This window comes from Micromonospora chokoriensis, from assembly GCF_900091505.1.
Lineage (GTDB): Bacteria > Actinomycetota > Actinomycetes > Mycobacteriales > Micromonosporaceae > Micromonospora > Micromonospora chokoriensis.
Genome location: NZ_LT607409.1, coordinates 783,887 through 802,502 on the forward strand (window position 1 = coordinate 783,887; position 18,616 = coordinate 802,502).

Below are 18,616 nucleotides of genomic sequence, written 5' to 3' on the forward strand. Positions count from 1 at the left end.
GCGGCTCCGGCCCGGGTCGACCGGACCGGAGCCACACCAACGGGCTTCTCAGCCCCACACCTTCGAGTTGCTCATCTCGGTGGAGACGTAGTTTTCGCGGGCGATGCCGACAGCGCCGCCGATCTCGTTGAGGATCCGGTTGATGTCCCGGACCGCCGTGTCCCACTTGGCCTGGTGCTGCTCGTAGGCAATCCGGTCCTCGCCGTCCCAGTGCAGCTTGGACAGCATCGACCGCAGCGTGTCGAGCTTCTCGTCGATGGTCTTCGAGATGGCCTGCATCTGCTGGTTGCTGCTCTCGAGGACAGCGTAGTCAACTTTGATCGTCACGATTTCCTCCTCTGCTGCCTGCGGATCACGGGTTGAGAGCAGAGTGGAACTTGTCCAGCATCTGCTGCTGCTCTTCGTCGTTGACCTGGTGCGTCGTACCCGACTTGTCGAGCAGGTCGGCGATGTTGTCCATCGCCGTCAGCAGCTTGACGGTGTCCTCGTTCCAGCGCGTCATCAGCGACTGGAAGCCCGTGGACGCCTGGCCCTTCCACGCCATCGCCAGGTCGTCGACCACGTTCCACAGCTTCTTCAGCTCGCCGTCAACCTCGCTGCGCGTGGACCGCACGTCACTCGCGGCGGTATGCAGAGTCGCTGCTTCGACCTCGAACGCCATGCTTCACACCCCTCCGTCATCTTGTGGTGGCGGCTTCGCCGCACCCCTCCCCCGCGGCAAGGCAGCAACACCCCACCGACGGACACTCCAGTTAAGACCGTAGCGGAACCCGACCAGCCCTCGCAGCCCTGACCACCGCCGCCCGGTGGATGGTGGCGAATCGGACCAGGCCGGCTCGACACGTCCCGCCAGAAGACAGGCGACGGTCACGCGGGCTCGGCCCACGCGGTCTGGATCAGCTGCTGGCCGTCGCGCCGGCGGACCAGGGTGCCTCGGCCCGGCGGCTGTGGACTCGGCCGCAGCGTCCCGAAGACCGCACCCTCCTCCCGGCTGCCGGACATCAGCAGGCCCGGGGAGTCCAACTCACGCAACCGTTGCAGCACCGGCTCGTAGAGCGCCCGGGACACCCCGCCGACCCGCCGCGTGATGATCAGGTGCAGGCCGATGTCGCGTGCCTGGGGCAGCAGCTCCTGCAGGGCGCTGAGCGGGTTGCTGCCACCGGAGGCGACCAGGTCGTAGTCGTCGACCAGGATGTAGAGGTCCGGACCCTTCCACCAGCTGCGGTCCCGCAGTTGGGCCGTGGTCACGTCCGGCCCGGGCAGCCGGTTGGACAACGCGCTGCGGATCGAGGCGAGCCCCTGCGCGAACGCCTGGTTGGACGGCGCGTAGTCCAGCAGGTGGTCGCCCTCCACCGCCCCGAGCAGACCGCGCCGGTAGTCGGCGATCACCAGGCGGGCCTGCGCGGGCGTGTACCGCTCGGTGATGCCCCGGGCGATCAGTCGCAACAGGTTGGTCTTGCCGCACTCCGCGTCACCGAAGACCGTCAGGTGCGGCTCGTTGACCAGATCCAGGTAGACCGGCGCCAGCGCCGACTCGTTGACACCGATCGGCAGACCGGGTGCCGACCGGTCGATGATCCGGGCCAACTCGCCCACCGGCAGCCGGCGGGGTAGCAGCCGCACCTTCGGCGCCGGACGACCCGGCCAGTTCGCCGCCACGTGCCCGGCCAGGGACACCGACGCCTCACTGAGGTCGTCGATGTCCCGGCGACCGTCGATCCGCGAGATCGCCGTGAGGAAGTGCAGCTTGTCCCGGGTCAGGCCGCGACCGGGCGACTTCTCCGGCACGTTCGTCGCCGCCCGGCGGTCGATCTCCGACTCGGACGCGTCACCCAGCCGCAGCTCCAGCTTGGTGCCGAGCAGATCCCGCATGTTGATGCGGATCTCCGCCCACCGCACGGCCGTGAGCACCACGTGTACGCCGAAGCCGAGGCCACGGTTGGCCAGCGTGGTGATGGTCTGCTCCAGCTCCTCGTACTCCTGGCGCAGCGTGTTCCAGCCGTCCACCACCAAAAACACGTCGCCGAAGGGATCGTCGACGAACTCGCCCGCGGCCCGGCGACGGCGGTAGCTGGCCACCGAGTCGATGCCGTGCTGGGCGAACCGCGTCTCCCGGTCGTCCAGGACGGCCACCACCTCGGCCACCGTCCGGCGTACCGCCTCGACGTCGCGTCGACCGGCCACCCCCGCCATGTGCGGGAGCCGCTCCAGACTGCGCAGCGCGCCTCCGCCGAAGTCCAGGCAGAAGAACTGCACCTCGCGCGGGGTGTGCGTGAGAGCCAGCGAGGCCAGCAGCGTACGCAGCATGGTGCTCTTGCCGCTCAGCGAACGGCCGACGATGACCACGTTGCCGCCGGCACCGGCCAGCTCGACCATCATCGGGTCGCGGCGCTGCTCGTACGGGCGGTCCACCACACCGACCGGCACCGTCAACCGCCCCCGCCCGGGCCAGGACGCGGTGCACAACCCGTAGGTCGGGTCGACGGCCAGCGCGCCGAGCAGCTCACCCAGGCCCGGCGGATCGGCCAGCGGCGGCAACCACACCTGGTGGGCAGGGCGGCCCCGGCCCTTGAGCTGGTCGATCAGCACGTCGAGCATCGCCACTGCCTTGCCGTCGGCCGGTTGCTCCGGCTCGGGAGCGGCGGCCACCGGCATCTGCGGGAGCTGGGCGGGCACGAAGTCGAGGCCGTACGGCACGATCCGCCGCTGCACCAACGCCTGCGAGGCGGAGGCCTGCTGCCCCGGCGCCCGGTACGCACCCGACACGTACGCCGCCCGGAACCGCAGCATGGTGCTGGTGTCGGTCTTCAGATAGCCGTGACCGGGCGCGTTCGGCAGCTCGTACGCGTCCGGCACACCGAGCACGATCCGGCTCTCCACAGCGGAGAAGGTACGCAGACCGATCCGGTACGACAGGTGCGTGTCCAGACCACGCAGCTTGCCCTCTTCGAGCCGCTGGCTGGCCAGCAGCAGGTGCACGCCGAGTGACCGGCCCAGCCGGCCGATCATCACGAACAGGTCGATGAAGTCGGGCTTGGCGGCGAGCAGCTCGCTGAACTCGTCGCAGATGATCAGCAGGCTGGGCATCGGGGCCAGCGGCTCACCGGCGGCGCGGGCCTTCTCGTACTCGAAGCGCGAGACGTAGTTGCCGGCCGCCCGCAGCAACTCCTGCCGGCGCACCATCTCGCCGGCGAGAGCGTCCCGCATCCGGTCGACGAGTGGCAGCTCGTCGGCCAGGTTGGTGATCACGGCGCTGGTGTGCGGCAGCGCCTCCAACGAGGCGAACGTCGCACCGCCCTTGAAGTCGACCAGGACGAAGTTCAACTCCTCCGACGAGTGGGTCACCGCCAACGCGGCCACCACCGTACGGAGCAACTCGCTCTTGCCGGACCCGGTGGCGCCGATCACCAGGCCGTGCGGGCCCATGCCCTCGTGCGCCGACTCCTTGAAGTCCAGTTCGACCACGTTGCCGTCCGGGCCGACGCCGAGCGGAATGCGCAGGCGGTCCCGGTGCCCGCGCGGACGCCAGGTGTTCTGGACGTCCAGCGTCGCGGCGTCACCCACACCGAGCAGGTCGGGTAGCTCCATGCTGCGGGCCAGCGGCTCCTCGTTGCTGGTCTGCTGCTGGGACAGCCGGTAGGGGGCGATCTGTCGCGCCAGCCCCTCGGCGGCCTCGGCGCTGAGCTGGTCGGGTCGGCCCAACGGCGACGACGAACTGCCGCGCACCAGGTCGAGCGAGCTGCCGTCGGCCACGTCGAGGCAGAGCAGCCAGCGGCCGGCGTCGCGCGGAACCGTGCCGGACAGGTCGATCACGGTCGTGCCGAGCAGCCCGGGCCCCACCAGCTGACAGGTCGGCGAGACCTCGCCACCGTCGATGACCACGACCAGGTGCGCGGCGGTGGTCAGCGGCTTCGCCTCGGGTGCGAAGCGGGGCCGCGCGGCCAGCTCACCGGCGAGCGCGGCCTCGGCCTCGGCCAGGCTGGCGAAGACCAGTCGGCGAGCGCCGGCCGCGTCCGTACGGGCGCTGTGGTGGGCGTGCGGCAACCACTTCACCCAGTCCCACGACGACTGTCGGTCGGGCGCGGCGACCACCGCCACCACCAGGTCGTCCGGTGCGTGGAAGGTGGCCAGCTGGCCCAGCGCCGCCCGGGTCAGGCTGAGCACCGGCTCACGGTCGCCGCGCAGCACCACCCGGCTGAACGCGCGCACCGACAGCGCGGTCGGCAGCTCGGGCACTGTGGAGTGGGCGCGGACGAACCGGCGAAGCGCGATGGCGCTCATCGGCTCCAGGTCTTCGACGGGCTTGGTCTCCGGTGGGACGATCTCAACCGCCAACCGCTGCGGACCGAGGGCGATCCGGGTCTCGCCGAAGTCGTCCTCGGTGATCCGCCGCTCCCAGAGCCGGCGGGACGCGGCGATCGACCAGAGCGCGTCGGGCTCCGGGTGTCGCCAGGCCATCGCGGCCCGCTGCTGCTCGGCGGCACGCCGGGTGCGCTTACGCATCTGCGCGAGGTAGCGCATGTAGTCGCGGCGGTCGGCGTTCAACTCGGCCTTGTCCTTGCCGCCGCTGTTGGCCAGCGAACCGATGGCCATGCCGAGCATCGAGACGCCGAAGAGCCCGCCGGCGACGTACGTCATCATGCCGCCGCCCTTGCCGGCGTAGAGGAAGGCCATCGCACCGACCCCGCAGAACATCGGCAGGATCATGAGCAGTTGCCCCATGCCGCGAGGTGTCGGCTCGGGCAGCTCGGGCGGCGACTCCAGCAGCACCTCGCCGCGAGGTAGGGCCGGTCCCGGCTGACGCGGGAGCCGGCGGAACACCACCGTGCTCACGGCTGTCTCCTCCCCAGAAGCGGCCCTGACGACGTGCCGCCGCGGACCGGAGCCCGCGGGTGGGCATCGTACGTGCCCGCCATCGTAGGTAATCTGCCGTGGGCGCGGTGGACCCGGACCGCAGCATCGCGGCCAGCCGCTCGCAGACGCACACCTGGAGGCCACTGTGGCGACGAAGACGGCGACCGGTGGGCTGAGCCGGATCACCATCGTGGCTCCGCGTACCCGGATGGATCTGGCGCTGCCGTCGGACGTGCCGATCGCGGACCTGCTCCCCACCCTGCTGCGCTATGCCGGCGAGGATCTCGCCGACGAGGGCGCGCGGCACGGCGGCTGGGCCCTGTCGCGCTTGGGCGGTGCGCCGCTGGACGGCGGGCGCACCGCTACGCAGCTCAGCATCCGCGACGGTGAGGTGCTCTACTTCAACCCCCGGTCGGCCGCCGCGCCGGAGATCGTCTTCGACGATGTGGTGGACGCGGTGGCGACCGCCACCAACCAACGTCCCGGGGCCTGGCAGGCCGGCGCGACCCGATCCTTCGCCGTGGTCTTCGCGGCGGCGGCGATGGGCGCCGGCGCACTCGCCGCGCTCTTCGCCGGCCCACCGCACCTGCCCGGTGCGTTGGCCGCCCTGCTGGTCGCTGTGGCGTTGCTGGTCGGCGCGGCGGTGCTGTCCCGGGCCGCGGGCGACAGTCAGACCGGTGCAGTGCTGGCCATCGTCGGTCTGACGCACGCCGCCACCGGCGGTCTGCTGCTGCTCGCCGGTGACCGGCCGCTGACCGGGTTGGCCAGCCCGCACGTACTGGTGGCGGCGACCGCCGCGGTGGTCGCCGGCGCCGTTGCCGTGTTGGCTGTCGGTGACCGGTACCCGCTCTTCTTCGCCGCGATCGGGGTGGGGGCCGCGACCGGTTTCGGCGCGCTGCTCTGCCTGGTCTTCGGCCTCGACGCGTCGGCCTCCGCCGCGGTGGTGGCCGCTGTGGCGTTCGCCGTGGTGCCGGCGCTGCCGATGACCGCCTACCGGCTGGCGCGACTGCCGGTGCCGTCGATCCCGACCGGTCCGGAGGACCTGAAGACCGACACCGAGTCGGTGGACGGCCGGCAGGTGCTCCAGCGCAGTGAGCGGGCCGACCAGTTCCTGACGGGTCTGTTGTGGACGTTCGCGCTCCTGGTGCTGGGCGCACAGGTCGTGCTGGCCCTCGACGGTCGGTTGGCGGCGGTCCTGCTGTGCCTGGTGCTGGCGCTGTTGTCGCTGTTGCGGGCCCGACCGCTCCTGGGCCGCGCCCAGCGCACCCCGGTGCTGCTCGCCGGGTCCGTGGGGCTGGGCCTGACCGCCGCGGCCACCTTCACCGGCGGGTCACTGCCGGTCAAGCTCGGTCTGGTCCTCGGCGGTCTGGTGCTGGCCGCCGTGATCAGCCTGATCTACGGCCTGACCGTCGCCGGCAAACGCATCTCACCGGTCTGGGGCCGACTCCTCGACATCGCCGAGATCCTGCTGATCATCGCGCTGGTCCCGCTCGCCTTCTGGGTGTGCGGGCTCTACGGCTGGATCGTCAACCTCCGGCCCTGACCACCCACCGCGCCACCCCGCCGATCACTGCTGTCGCGCACGGGAGGGGGCGCCCAACGCCGACGCGACCGGCGCGCTGGCGTAGATGCCCGGTCCGTGCTGACCGTCCACCGGCCGGGTGGGCACGCCGGCCCGGTGCGCGACGTCACGGACCACCTTCAGCAGCGCCTCGACGTGACCGTCCATCGCGGCGATCCGGAGCAGCGGTGCTGCCACGCGGCCGTCCATCGACACCGTCGCGGCCACCGTGTGCGACGGCGCCGAGGTCGCCGTGATCGCGTCGACGAGCGGGCCGAGGGGCGCATCAGATCGACCACGCAGCGCCATGCACCGGTGGGTCCACCCACCGCCGTGCAGCCCACGCCACGTCTCCGTCGGCGCTTCCGGCCCCAGGTCGAGGCCGGCCGCCGAGACGATGGCGGCGCGCAGCTCCTCCCGGCCCAGCGGCCGGTGGGCCAGGCCCGCACCGGTCAGCGCCTTGCCGAGCCGACCGATGCCGGCAGCCAGGGTCCGGTGCACGCCCGGCAGCCCGCCGCCCCGGCTCACCGACTCGACCCGCGCGTCGCGGACGGTGAGGCGCAACGCCACCCAGACGGTCCGGTGCGCGGCCGGCGGCGCGCCGGGCGCCGGGTACCAGACCAGGGTGTGTGCGACGACCTGGGCCCGGGACACCGGGGCGCTGAAGTCGGCGAGCACCCGTAGCGCGGCGTCCATCGTGGACGCCTGCACCGATCCGACCGTCGCGCCACTGACGGACTGCAGCGCGACCGCCGCGAACCACCCCTGGGCGTCCTGCCCGATGCCGAGCCGGGTGCCCCGATCGGTCAGTTCGATGATGCTCAGCTCGGGGGCGAGGGTGGCCAACCGTGGGTCCGCCGCCGTGCCACCGGCCACCGCGGCCGACGCGCGCTCACGACGGCTCCGCAGCCGGCGACGCAGCAGCAGGTCCTCGAACCACCAGCGGCCTCCCCGTCGGGCGAAGGTGGCCAGGAGGACGAGCACCCCCACGCCACCGGCGACGGCGAGCAGCCAACCGGGCCCGGCCGACGCCGCCCAGACGCCGAGCACGCACAACTCCAGCACGACGAGCTGCCCGACCAGCACCGGACCGATTCGCCCCCCACCGGGTCGGTCGCCCGGCGGCGTCGAACGGGTCGTGGACGGGTCCGTGGCCGCTCGGGCGGGTCGTGCCTGAACCTGCGTCATCGCTGACTGTCCCTCCTGCACGTACGGCTCTGCGCCGGGTGGGTCCGGCGTCGGCCACGAACGGTGGTCCCAAGGAACCCCGGTCGGCCCCTTATCGTAGGGAAGCCCGCGACGGCGCCCCGACCTGATCGTCGCGGATCCACAGTGCCGGAGGTAAGTCATGCGGACCCGCCGCGATCAGGTGCAGGCGTACCGCTTCGTCACCCGCCGGATCGTCTCCGCTCTGCTGTCGGGCGACCCGGAGACCACCAACCTGCCGATGCGAAGGCTCGGCATGGCTGTCTTCGGCAGTGTCATCACCGCGGCCGTCGTGCTCGGCGCGGTCGGCGCCTACGGTCAGCTCACCGGGAACACCGCGCCGCTGGAGGACCAGACCCTGGTCATCGAACGGGAGACCGGCGCGACGTACGTGTTCCTGGAGGGGCAGCTCCACCCGACGCTCAACTACGCCTCGGCGCGTCTGATCCTCGACCAGCCGGACGCGACGGTGCGGACGATGTCCCAGGCGTCCCTGCGGGACCGGCCACGCGGGCTCACCCTCGGCATCGTCGGCGCACCGGACGCGCTACCGGATCGCAAGTCGCTGACCGGTCTGCCCTGGTCGGTCTGCGACGTGCCCGATCCGGTCGACCCGCAGCGCTCCCGCACCCGGGTCGTGATCGACCGGGCGTTGCCCGGTGGCGTCCCGCTGGGCGACCGGGCGGCGCTCGTCGTGGTGGACGACCAGCGTTACCTGGTCACCAACAACGTCCGACTCCAGGTGCTCGGCGGGGACCGGACGATCACGGCGCTGAAGATGGCCGGCGTGGCACCGCTCCGGGTCGGGCAGCAACTGCTCAACGCCGTTCCGGCCGGGCCACCGTTGCGCAAGCCGACGCTGCCCGGCGAGGGGGAGTCCAGCACCCGGAGGGTGGCCGACCGACCGGCCACCGTCGGCCAGGTGTTCAGCGCCGCCGGGCGGTACTACGTGCTCACCCGGGAAGGGCTCGCCTCGATCAGTGAGATCACCGCCCTGCTGATGGTCGGCGGCGGCGGTCGGATCACGGACATCACACCGAACCAGGCTGGCGAGTTGTTCGTCGAGCAACGGATCGAGGAGGACGGGCTGCCGAAGACGATGCCCAGCTTCCACCCGACCAGCTCGGGTCGGACCGCGCTGTGCGCGACGTACCGGGCGAGCAGCACGGGCGGGCCGCCGACCACCACCCTGGAGGTCTTCGAACGGGCGCCGGCCGAGCTGACCGAGGCCGACCCGGGTCCGGTGCCGGTGCCGCAGACCAGGCGGGACGCCGTACGGACCACCGAGGCCGTGCTGCTGCCCGGCGGCAAGGGCGTCGTCGCGCAGGCCTCACCCGGTGCCGGGACCAGCGGTTCCGGCGCCGCCGGATCGACGATCTACCTGATCAGCCCACAGGGCATCCGGTACCCGCTCGGCTCGGCGGCGACGCTGGGGGTGCTCGGCTACGGCGGGGTCACCCCGCTGGCGGTGCCGGGCTCGCTGCTCTCGCTGATCCCGACCGGGCCCACCCTGAGCCGCGACGCCGCGATGTCGGTCTTCTCGCCCGGGGGGCAGTGACCGGGACGGATCGCTGAGCAGCGATGACGGGTCGCCCCGTGTCATAGCCGTGGACTAACCTGAATGCCGCTGTCGGTTGTCAACCAGAACGACGGGGATGTTGCCATGACCGGGCGTACGGAAGTCGACCTGCTGTCCCTCGAGGACTTCCACCAGCACCTGTCTTCGCGGCTGAGTCAGGTGGAGTCGGTGCTGCGCAAGCTCAACACCGAGATGCAGTGCCGGCCGCCGGCGCTCGGCACGTTCCTGGACGCCACCGACCAGGCACGCCGCTACAGCGAGGTTCATCAGTCCTATGTCGACCAGGCCGAGCGGGTCCGGCAGGCGGTGCTGGCGGCGCAGCAGGCGACCAGCACGATCCTGACCAACTACCGCACCGCCGAGGCGCGTAACGCGGCCAACGCCACCGATGTCACAGCGGCGCTGAACGGCGTCGATCGGGCGTTCGAGCCGAAGGAGGACGGGCGTGTCTGACTACACCCAGCGCTACCAGGGCAACACCCACCAGCAGCTCTATGACGGCGTCATGGCCGGCCGGCCCGAGCAGATCGAGGGCGTGGCCACCCAGTGGGCCGAGCTCAAGGGCATCCTGGACGGCTTCGGCCGCGAGTTGAGCGGTGACCTGGAGAAACTGAGCAACACCTGGACGGGTTCGGCGGGTCGGGAGTTCAACCGGCGGCTCAGCCTGATCGTCGCCCACTCCGACGCCCTGGGCGACGGGATGGCCGACATCAAGCAGGGGCTGACCATGATGGCCGACCATCTACGGACCGCCCGCAAGCAGGCCGAGAGCCCGGAGGAGACCGACGACAACGACAAGGCGATCTCCGGCGCGGTGAAGGGTGCCGCCACCTTCGGTCTGCCGGGTGCTCTGGTCATGGGCATCGCGGGCCACCAGCAGGACAAGCAGGAGCAGGAGAAGGCCCACCAGCGGATGGTGAACCTGGTGGCCGAGCTGGCCGGCAGTTACGAGATCTCCGCCTACGACCGGCTCGTCGATCCGCCCCTGCCACATCCGGACACCCCGGACGCCGCCCGCAAGGACCCGACCTCCCCGCAGGCCATTCCGACGGTCGCCAAGGCCAGCGCCGGGCCCAGCAGCACCGGCGTCAGCGCGCATACCGGCGACGCGACCATCGCGAGGCCCGACCGGGCCGCCCAACCGCCGGGCGTCGGCGACGCCTCGGTCCCTGGCCAGCACGGCACCGGCACCGGTGGCGCGCCGGCCGTCGCCGGCGGTCCGATCGGCGCCGGCAGCGACTCCGATTCGCGGAGCACCACGCTGGCCGGGGCCGACCCCCTCGTCGGTGGGGCGCTGGTCGCCGGTGGCGCTGCCGGGCTGGTCGGGCTGTCCGGGCCGAGCACGGCGACCCTCGCCGCCGGTTCCGGGCCCGGTCTGCTCTTCGGCGGGCAGGGCGGTGCGCCGGCCGGCGGTGTCCTGCGCACCGCGACGCTCGCCGGTTCGGGCAGCACGCCGACCACGTCGGTTCGCCCGGCCGGTGGGGCCACCCCGGCTGAGAGCCGCGCCGCCAGCGGGATCGGGCGCAGCATGGACGGCCAGCGTGGCGGCCGGGCCACGGCCGGCGGCAGCGGCCGGCCGGGCGGAGGCAACTCCGGTGTGCTCGGCGGGCGGGGCCGACCTCAGGACGACGACTCCGACGAGCGGCTGACCTGGTTGACCGAGGACGAGATGGTGTGGCGCGACGGTGGCGACGCCGCACCGCCGGTGCTCGGCAGCGGCCACTGACCGCAGCCCTGTCGCGGGGGCGCCGTTGCCCCCGCAGTCAGGCGATGAACGACGGCTGTGCCCCCGCCCGGATCAGGTCCGGCGGGGGCACAGCCGCTTCCGCGCGTGGACCGGCACCGTCCACTGTGCTCATGGTGGTGGTGGTCACGGCCGATCAGGCCGTCACCGTGGTGCGGCACGCCGCACTGGGCGATAGGTTGGTCGGGTGTCGTCCGCAGCCTCTGTCCGCCCAGCCCGGTGGGCTGTGCTGCGGTCGCTGCGCGAACTGACCCGACTGGCGGTCACCGCGCTGGTGCTGGCGGTCGGCCTCGGTGGCGCTCTCGCCGCGACGCCGCCGCCCACCCCGACGCAGCTGCGGCCGAGCGCCGTGAGCAGCCGGGTGGCAACGGTCCGCCCTGATGCGGGTCCGGCCACCGAGCGTGCCGGCCAGCCCGCCGCGCCGCCGACCGACGCGGTCGGCATCGTCGCCGCACCCGTTGTGGTCGCGGAGGGCCCGCAGAACACGCCGGCCATCGATCTCGGCCGTGGCACTCCGGCGCGGCGCGGTCCGCCCGCCCGCTGATCCAGTTCCGACGATTTCCGAGGCCCAGTCCCGGGTCGTCCGTCACGGCAACCGAGTCTCCGCCGACGGGGCGACCCCACCACCCGGCTGACCGGCGCTGTCGGGCTCCTCCTGCCACCCGTCGATACCCGCCTTCGACCGCGAGGTGCTGATCATGCAGACCATCCTCTCCGCCGCCCTGCCCGACCTGTCCCGAGCCGCCGCCATCTGGCTGAGCCTGCTCGGGGTGGTCGGCGTCATCGTCTCCGCGCTTCTGCTGCGGCCCGGCCGACTCCGCATCGACCCGGGTGCCCGGATCCGCCGCGCGGCCATGCCGAGCCACCTCGAACAGGTGCAGGAGGAACGCGAGCAGAGCCGGTACGCGCAGGAGGTCGCGGTGGCCGCGGAGCGGGCGACCACCTCCGCCCAGCGCCGTCGGGCGGAGTGGGTGACCGCGCAGGAGGCCGTCGAGGCAGCCTGGCAGGCGTACGAGGCAGCCGAGGCGGCGGTGCGCCGGCTCGCCGCCGCCGCCGCGATGCCGCTGCCGCACACCGCCCGGACGCCCGCCGAGTACGTGGACCGCGAGCGCTACCTGCACCGTGCGGCGCTGAACGCGTACTGGCGGCGGGAGCTGTCGGTGGAGCAGCTCAGCGAGGTGTTCGCGCACCGCGACGGCTGGGATCCGCGGCTGCACCCGGTCGAGCAGGAGTTGGTGCTGCAGCGGGCGATCCGCGACAACCTGGCGGCCCGGCACGCCGCTGCGCGCGAGCAGGAGCAGATCGCCTGGCGGGCTGCGGAGTTGGCCGTGGCGGCGGCCCGCAGTCTGCGCGCGGAGGCGCACGCCGCCACCGGGCGACGGGCCGCGGATCCGTCGGTGTTGCCGCTCAGCGAGGTGGCCCGGTCGACCGCCGAGCAGACCCGGGAGAACGTCGAGCAGACCCGGGAGAACAAGGTGACGGCGCGCGGTCGGGCGACGGTGCCCGCGTTCTGAGCCACCTGCCGTCCGGTGCGTTAGCGTGACGGCATGTCCCGTGAGGCGTGGGTCCTCGTGGTGATCGCCGGCATCCTGGCGATCGCCACACTCGTCGGCGCTGTGGTGCTCGCGGTGCGGGTGGTGCGTACGCGACGGATGCTGACCGGGCTCGGCGCGGGCGGAAAGGTCGCCTTCTACGGGGCGTTGATCTACACGATCTTCCCGATCGACGTGCTTCCGGACCCGATCTACCTGGACGACATGGGTGTCCTGGCCGCGGCGCTGATCTACCTGACCCGGCTCGTGCACAAGCGTCGGGCGGTCGGTCGACGCGTGCCCGGTCAGCCGAACGCCCTGCCGGAGGGGGACCAGGCACGCCGCGTGCCATGATCGGGTCCGGTGCGGCGGACAGGGGGCGGGCATGGCGGGCGGTCATCGGCTGGACTCACACGACGAGCGGGTTGTCGCGTTCTGCGCGGAACGTCACCTTGCCACGCTGACCACTCTGCGGGCCGACGGCACCCCGCACGTCGTACCGGTCGGGGTGACCCTCGACCCGGTGGCCGGACTGGCCCGGGTCATCACCTCCGGCACGTCCCGCAAGGCCCGCCAGGTGGCCGCTGCGGGGCCGGCGGGAGCGGCGGTGGCGGTCTGCCACGTGGATGGCCGCCGTTGGCTGACCATCGAGGGCCGAGCGGTGGTGCGGTCGGACCGGGCCTCCGTGGTGGAGGCGGAACGCCGCTACGCCGAGCGGTATCGGACCCCCCGTCCGAATCCCGAGCGGGTGGTCATCGAGATCACTGTGACCGGGCTGCTGGGGAGCCTCTGAACCATCGAGGGCCGGCGGAATCCCGCCCGGCCTCCCGCCGTTGCACCTGATCGCGACGGCCGCACCACGCCGCCGGCGGAATGTCCGCCGGAGCACTGCCGTTACGTCCCCGGTGCGCCAACGGCCCAACCTGCCGCTGGTCGCCTCCCGTGTTGAGCCGAGCGCCATTCCCGGTGCTGCGTCCTCCGCTGCGCGGAGACGTCAACCCCCCGAACGGAGACTCGACCATGAATCCGATCGTCCAGAAGAGCGGTCTGTCCGTTGCCGGCCTGCTGGTCGCCGGCGGCTGCGCCCTCGGCCCGGCGGTAGCCGCCCAGGCCGCCCCGGCCGCTCCGGCACAGACGTCGACGAGTCAGACCCAGCGGTCCGCTGAGCGGATCCTCGGCGTCGACTACCAGGCCCAGCCCAACTTCTACTACTGCGGCCCGGCCGCGACCCGGATCGCGCTGTCCGCCCAGGGCAAGGCGCTCTCCCAGGACGAGGTGGCCAAGCTGCTCGGCACCACCGAGGCGGGCACCCCCTCGGCCCTGGACACCACCCGGGTGCTGAACGAGCTGACCGGTGGCAAGTACCGGACCACCGAGATCCGTGACTCCGTCGCCCGGCCCGACCAGGTCGAGCAGTTGCGTCGGGACGTCCTGGCGGCGGTGGACGCCGGCCGGCCGGTGGTGGCCAACATCAAGGGCACGACCGTCGACACCGACGGCAACCCGCACTCGTACGAGGGCGGCCACTACCTGACCCTCGTCGGCTACCGGGACGGTGGCGACACCATCCGGGTCGCCGACCCGGCCGACCCGGTCTTGGGCGAGTACTGGGTCAGCCTGCCGAAGGTCGCCAACTGGATCGCCGAGCGCGGCTACTCCTCCTGACCTGGACGAGTGTCACCGGGCCGGTCTCCCCCCGGTGGGGAGCCCGGCCCGGCTCTCGTTCCGGGCGCGGGAGGCGAGGTGTGCGCGACGACGCGCCCGGGTGGACCGCGCCGGCCGCAGCCGGCGCAGTGTTCGCCGGGCCGGCGGGTGCACCTTCGTCTGACCGGCACCGACCGACCGACGCACGATCCGGTTGGCGTCGTCGGGTTCGTATCCGCAGGCCCGGAGCAGGTCGCTGGCCGCGGTACGCAGTCCGGTGACGAGTGACTCGCCGAACGACCCGACCCCGCTCACCCCGGCGCTCCCGGCCAGTTCGGCGCACTCCTCGATCAACCGGCGGGTGCCCTCCGGGTTCGCACCGGACCGGCACTCTCGCCGCATCTCCGCGACCGATCGACCGAGCCGGTCGATCGCGTCCGGCAGCTCCGACGGGATCGGCTCGCCGTACTGCAACGCAGTCGTCGACCAGCGGGCCAGGGCTCGGCTGTCGAGCAGCAGACGCTCCAACTGGTCAGCGCTGCGGGCGTACCTGTGGAACTGCTGGCGGCGGTGCCAGCGGGCCGGAGCGATCGTCACCACCTCCTCCGCACCGCTCAGCGCGTCGTGCAGCCGACCCACGTCGCTCTCGCTGCCCCGGAGCCGTCCCAGGACGCGAAGCGTCCCGTCGCCGTCCCGTTCCCGCAGAGCCTGCGCCAGCTCGCCGAGTTGGTCGCAGAGCACCTCGAAGATCGGTGCCGCGGCCCGGTCCAGCACCCGCATCGGGTTGATCGGCAGCAGCAGCGCGACCACCACCAGACCGACCGCTCCGCCGACGAGCGCGTCGAAGATCCGGGGCAACTCCAGACCACGGTCCATCGGGGCCAGCGTGGCGATCAGCACCGCGGTACCGCCGGCCTGACCGACCAGCGCGCCACCCTTGCCGGCCACCAGCAACGCGGCGGCGATGGCCAACGCGACGACCACGCCGGTCTGCCAGGGACCCGAACCGAGCAGGTACCGCAGGGTGTCCCCGATGACGATGCCCAGCGACACGCCACCCAGCAGTTCGAAGGTGCGTCGGGCCCGCTGCCCGATGGCGGTGGCGATCGTTCCGACGGCGGCGGCCGGGGCGAAGACGTGCGATCCGGGGCCGAGCAGATTCTTGGCGAGCAGAGCGGCGATCGCGGCGGCGAGCCCGGCCTGGATGGAGATCACCAGGGTGATCTCCCACTGCCGGGCCCGGATCCGACCCGCCTGACCGCTCCGGTGCCGCACCCGTTCGACTGCCTGACCGCTCCGCTCGGCAGCCTCGTCGAGACGCGACCGATCGCGGTCGGCGGGTGGGCGGTCGTCGGCCATGGCGGCGGTTACCCCGACGGGGACGGGGCAATCGTGCCGGTCCGGCACCACCCGCCCCCAAGGCACCACAGGCCCCGCCCGACACATCGTTGCCGGTGGGTTTGTGCAGACCCGTGGGGGTACCAGGGCCTCACACCTCCCACCGATCCGCAACCGGTAAGGGGCCGTGAGATGACCGAACCACAGACCACCGACGACCGTGACGTCGTCGACGTCCTGGTCGCCGACCACAGTGCCGTCGAGGCGCTCTTCGTCGAGTTGGAGACTCGGCAGGGCGCCCCCGAACACCGCCGCCACCTCGTCGACGTGGTGATCGCCGAACTCGTCCGCCACTCGGTCGCGGAGGAGGCGTACGTCTATCCGATCGCGCGTAAGGCACTGCCCGACGGCGACGAGATCGCCGATCGCGAGATCGCGGAGCACGCCGAGGCCGAGCGGACCATGAAGGAGTTGGAGTCGGCCGACCCGACCGGCAGCCGCTTCGACGAGTTGCTGGCCCACCTGACGCGCACGATCCGGCACCACGTGCGGGAGGAGGAGAACGAACTCTTTCCCCGGCTCCGGGCGGCGACGGCCCGGGAGGAACTTGTCGACGTGGCCGCCAAGGTGGAGGCGGTCAAGGAGATCGGTCCGACCCGGCCGCACCCGGGCACCCCCGACCACCCGCCGGCGAACAGGCTGCTCGCTCCCGGCATCGGCCTGGTCGACCGGCTGCGCGACGCGTTGAGCGGGCGACCGACCTCAGTGGACGAGCTGCGCGAGCAGAAGCAACGCTGAGCGGCGTCGTCTTCCGACAGGAGCGCCCCGGGCCGCCGACGGCACGGCGACCCGGGGGCTTCCGGTGGGTCAGCGAGCCTGGTCGCCCTGGCCGGTACGCGCCTGAGCCTGGTCGACGCCCTTGTCGATCTTGTCGGTGTACTTGCCGCCGGTGCGCCTGTCGACCATGTCACCGGCCTTCTCCATGCCCTTGTCGACCTGCTCGTCGTGCTTGTTCGCGAAGTCCTTGGCCTTGTCCATGAAGTCACCCACGGCACTCCCCCTTCAGTCGGCCTCCAGCCAGATGCGTTCCCTCGCGCCGGCGAGGCAAACGCCGTCGTCCCGGACGCCGTAGGCGAACACCCCCCTGATCCGTCCGATCCGGCGTACGATCCGCGCGGGCCGCGGCTGACGGTGAGCCGACGCGAAACGGGTGTCGGGGCACGACCGGCTGGGTACCGACCTCGCCGAGTTCGAGGAGGACCGACATGGCGGCAGAGGAACCCGGAACCACGACCGGCGACTCCGGCCCACGGCAGACTTGGGCGGCGCTGCCCTGGCTGGTCCGGACCGCGGTCGTGTGGAGCGCCTGCCTGGTGGTGATCGTCGTCGGGCTGTACCTGCTGGGCAAGATCGCCGTTCTGCTGGCGCCGCTGGCCATCGCGCTGGCCGCCACCGTCTTCCTCACCGCGCTGCTCGACCCGGTGCTGCTCCTGTTGCGTCGGCTGCGTCTGCCGGCGGCACTGGCCGCGCTGTGCACGGTGCTGTTGCTGCTCGGCATCCTGGTCGGTGTCGGTGCGCTGGTGTGGAACCTGACCGCGAGCCAGTTCGACCAGCTCAGCCAGGAGTTGACGCAGGGCGTCGAGCGCAGCCGGGACTTCGTGACGTCGACGCTGCCGGTCAGCGAAGCGCAGTTGGACCAGCTGGTCAGCCAGGTCCGGGAGGGGTTGAGCGGCAGCTCGCCGGACCCGGTGTCGGGTGCCCGGACGGCCACCGAGGTGTTCGGTTCCGCGCTGCTCGCCCTGGTGCTGCTCTTCTTCCTGCTGAAGGACGGCCGTTCGATGTGGCACTGGGTGCTGGCGCGGGTGTCCGGCGCGAACCAGAGTGTCGCGGCCGAGGCCGGCCGGGCCGGTTGGCAGACGTTGGGCGCGTACAGCCGGGGCACCATGCTGATCGCCGCGATCGACGCGATCGGCATCGGCCTGGCCCTGGTGGTGCTGCGGGTGCCACTCGCCCTGCCGCTGGCACTGATCACTTTCCTCGGCGGTTTCGTGCCGATCATCGGGGCGACGGTGGCCGGCGCGGTGGCGGTGCTGGTGGCCCTGGCCGCGAACGGCCCCACCACCGCACTGCTCACTCTCGCCGCGGTGATCGCGGTGCAGCAGATCGAGGGCAACCTGCTGGAACCACTGGTCATGAAGAGGCAGGTACGACTGCACCCGGCGGTGATCCTGGTGGCGGTCACCGCCGGCACGCTGATCGCGGGGATCGCTGGCGCCTTCGTCAGCGTCCCGATCACCGCCGTCCTCTGGCGCGTCATCGACACCGTCCAGCAGCGCCGGTCCGTCTCGGCCCTCGTGCCGACGGAGTGATCATCGGTTGAGGTGGGTGGTGAACCAGGCACCCGCCTGGTCGGCCACCTGCTCAAGCGTCCCGGGCTCCTCGAAGAGGTGGGTGGCACCGGGGACGATCCGCAGCTCGGCGACGTCCCCCAACTCAACCGCCGCCCGCTCGTTGAGGGAGATCACCTCCTCGTCCAGGCCACCGACCAGCAGCAACGTCGGGGTACGCACCTGGGCCAGGGCGCTCCCGGCCAGGTCCGGTCGACCGCCTCGGCTGACCACGGCACCCACCCGGTTCGCGCGCGACGACGCCGCGACGAGTGCGGCGGCGGCGCCCGTACTGGCCCCGAACAGACCGATCTTCACGTCACCGGCCGGTCGTTGCACCGCCAACCAGTCGACGATCCCGGCCAGCCGGCTGGCCAGCAGCCCGATGTCGAACCGGAGTTCGGCGGTGCGCGCGTCCACCTCGTCCTCGGCCGGGGTGAGCAGGTCCACGAGCACCGTGCCGAGCCCTCGACCGTTCAGCGCACGGGCCACCGCCACGTTGCGCGGGCTGTGTCGGGAGCTGCCGCTGCCGTGCGCGAAGAGGACCACACCAGTCGGCTCAGCCGGCAGCATCAGGTCAGCGGGCAGGTCCGCGTCCCCGACCGGAATCGTCACCGCTGCCTGTTCGTCCATGCCCCACCTCCGCGTGATCGTCGACCGCCCGCGTACCCCGCCGGCCGCGCCGCACGCCGCGTTTGCCCGCTGCGGCGTCGGGTACGCGACGAGCGACCGCAGACCGTGTCGGCGCTACCGCGCCCCGACGGATCGCGA

At 72.3% G+C, this 18,616-nt stretch carries 18 protein-coding genes; 11 read left to right on the top strand and 7 right to left on the bottom strand.

Going from position 1 to position 18,616, the window contains the following annotated elements; translation table 11 throughout:
- Positions 1-48: 48 nt before the first annotated feature.
- The 3 genes from GA0070612_RS03635 to eccCa all read right to left on the bottom strand — a co-directional run bounded on the left by GA0070612_RS03635 (position 49) and on the right by eccCa (position 4,833).
- Positions 49-327 carry a WXG100 family type VII secretion target gene (locus GA0070612_RS03635; RefSeq protein ID WP_088986627.1) on the bottom strand — a complete coding sequence of 93 codons (279 nt, stop codon included), beginning with the start codon at positions 325-327 and terminating at the stop codon, positions 49-51.
- A 25-nt stretch (positions 328-352) separates the two neighbouring features.
- A complete protein-coding gene (locus GA0070612_RS03640) occupies positions 353-661 on the bottom strand; it encodes a WXG100 family type VII secretion target (protein ID WP_088986628.1) in 309 nt (102 codons plus the stop codon).
- 206 nt (positions 662-867) lie between these two features.
- Positions 868-4,833, bottom strand: coding sequence for a type VII secretion protein EccCa (gene eccCa, locus GA0070612_RS03645; protein WP_088986629.1), 3,966 nt, complete (start codon positions 4,831-4,833; stop codon positions 868-870).
- A 166-nt stretch (positions 4,834-4,999) separates the two neighbouring features.
- Between eccCa and eccD the strand changes: the two genes are divergently transcribed.
- Positions 5,000-6,397 (top strand): type VII secretion integral membrane protein EccD, encoded by a 1,398-nt coding sequence (eccD, locus tag GA0070612_RS03650; protein WP_088986630.1) that lies wholly within the window; start codon positions 5,000-5,002, stop codon positions 6,395-6,397.
- 24 nt (positions 6,398-6,421) lie between these two features.
- Here eccD and GA0070612_RS03655 read toward each other — a convergent pair whose 3' ends face one another.
- The gene (locus tag GA0070612_RS03655; protein WP_088986631.1) at positions 6,422-7,603 is read right to left on the bottom strand and encodes a type VII secretion protein EccE; all 1,182 of its coding nucleotides are present in this window, start codon (positions 7,601-7,603) and stop codon (positions 6,422-6,424) included.
- 160 nt (positions 7,604-7,763) lie between these two features.
- Between GA0070612_RS03655 and eccB the strand changes: the two genes are divergently transcribed.
- The 8 genes from eccB (at position 7,764) to GA0070612_RS03695 (ending at position 14,141) form a co-directional block, all read left to right on the top strand.
- A complete protein-coding gene (gene eccB / locus GA0070612_RS03660; protein ID WP_088986632.1) occupies positions 7,764-9,179 on the top strand; it encodes a type VII secretion protein EccB in 1,416 nt (471 codons plus the stop codon).
- Between the two features lie 105 nt (positions 9,180-9,284).
- Positions 9,285-9,653 (top strand): hypothetical protein, encoded by a 369-nt coding sequence (locus GA0070612_RS03665; protein WP_088986633.1) that lies wholly within the window; start codon positions 9,285-9,287, stop codon positions 9,651-9,653.
- Complete coding sequence (locus GA0070612_RS03670) at positions 9,646-10,926, top strand: WXG100 family type VII secretion target (RefSeq protein ID WP_088986634.1); 1,281 nt, start codon at positions 9,646-9,648, stop codon at positions 10,924-10,926. Before GA0070612_RS03665 ends, GA0070612_RS03670 begins: the two co-directional genes overlap by 8 nt.
- A gap of 205 nt (positions 10,927-11,131) precedes the next feature.
- Positions 11,132-11,488, top strand: a complete 357-nt coding sequence (locus tag GA0070612_RS03675) for a hypothetical protein (RefSeq protein ID WP_157742419.1) — start codon at positions 11,132-11,134, stop codon at positions 11,486-11,488.
- Positions 11,489-11,642: 154 nt separating this feature from the next.
- Positions 11,643-12,458, top strand: a complete 816-nt coding sequence (locus GA0070612_RS03680; protein WP_088991248.1) for a hypothetical protein — start codon at positions 11,643-11,645, stop codon at positions 12,456-12,458.
- 33 nt (positions 12,459-12,491) lie between these two features.
- On the top strand, positions 12,492-12,830 hold the full coding sequence (locus GA0070612_RS03685; protein WP_088986636.1) for a YkvA family protein: 339 nt from the start codon (positions 12,492-12,494) through the stop codon (positions 12,828-12,830).
- A 31-nt stretch (positions 12,831-12,861) separates the two neighbouring features.
- Positions 12,862-13,269, top strand: coding sequence for a pyridoxamine 5'-phosphate oxidase family protein (locus GA0070612_RS03690; RefSeq protein WP_088986637.1), 408 nt, complete (start codon positions 12,862-12,864; stop codon positions 13,267-13,269).
- 227 nt (positions 13,270-13,496) lie between these two features.
- Positions 13,497-14,141 carry a C39 family peptidase gene (locus GA0070612_RS03695; protein WP_088986638.1) on the top strand — a complete coding sequence of 215 codons (645 nt, stop codon included), beginning with the start codon at positions 13,497-13,499 and terminating at the stop codon, positions 14,139-14,141.
- Between the two features lie 12 nt (positions 14,142-14,153).
- On the opposite strand, the gene GA0070612_RS03700 is transcribed toward GA0070612_RS03695, so the two are convergent.
- Complete coding sequence (locus tag GA0070612_RS03700) at positions 14,154-15,479, bottom strand: FUSC family protein (protein ID WP_088986639.1); 1,326 nt, start codon at positions 15,477-15,479, stop codon at positions 14,154-14,156.
- Between the two features lie 171 nt (positions 15,480-15,650).
- Here GA0070612_RS03700 and GA0070612_RS03705 point away from each other — a divergent pair, with 171 nt between their 5' ends.
- Positions 15,651-16,256: a hemerythrin domain-containing protein gene (locus GA0070612_RS03705; RefSeq protein ID WP_088986640.1), complete on the top strand. Its 606-nt coding sequence runs from the start codon at positions 15,651-15,653 to the stop codon at positions 16,254-16,256.
- 69 nt (positions 16,257-16,325) lie between these two features.
- On the opposite strand, the gene GA0070612_RS03710 is transcribed toward GA0070612_RS03705, so the two are convergent.
- Positions 16,326-16,496, bottom strand: coding sequence for an antitoxin (locus GA0070612_RS03710; RefSeq protein ID WP_408630555.1), 171 nt, complete (start codon positions 16,494-16,496; stop codon positions 16,326-16,328).
- Between the two features lie 227 nt (positions 16,497-16,723).
- On the opposite strand from GA0070612_RS03710, the gene GA0070612_RS03715 reads away from it, so the two are divergent.
- Positions 16,724-17,827 (top strand): AI-2E family transporter, encoded by a 1,104-nt coding sequence (locus GA0070612_RS03715; RefSeq protein WP_088986642.1) that lies wholly within the window; start codon positions 16,724-16,726, stop codon positions 17,825-17,827.
- Here GA0070612_RS03715 and GA0070612_RS03720 read toward each other — a convergent pair whose 3' ends face one another.
- Positions 17,828-18,478, bottom strand: a complete 651-nt coding sequence (locus tag GA0070612_RS03720; protein ID WP_088986643.1) for a dienelactone hydrolase family protein — start codon at positions 18,476-18,478, stop codon at positions 17,828-17,830. It abuts the gene before it with no gap.
- Positions 18,479-18,616 lie beyond the last annotated feature (138 nt).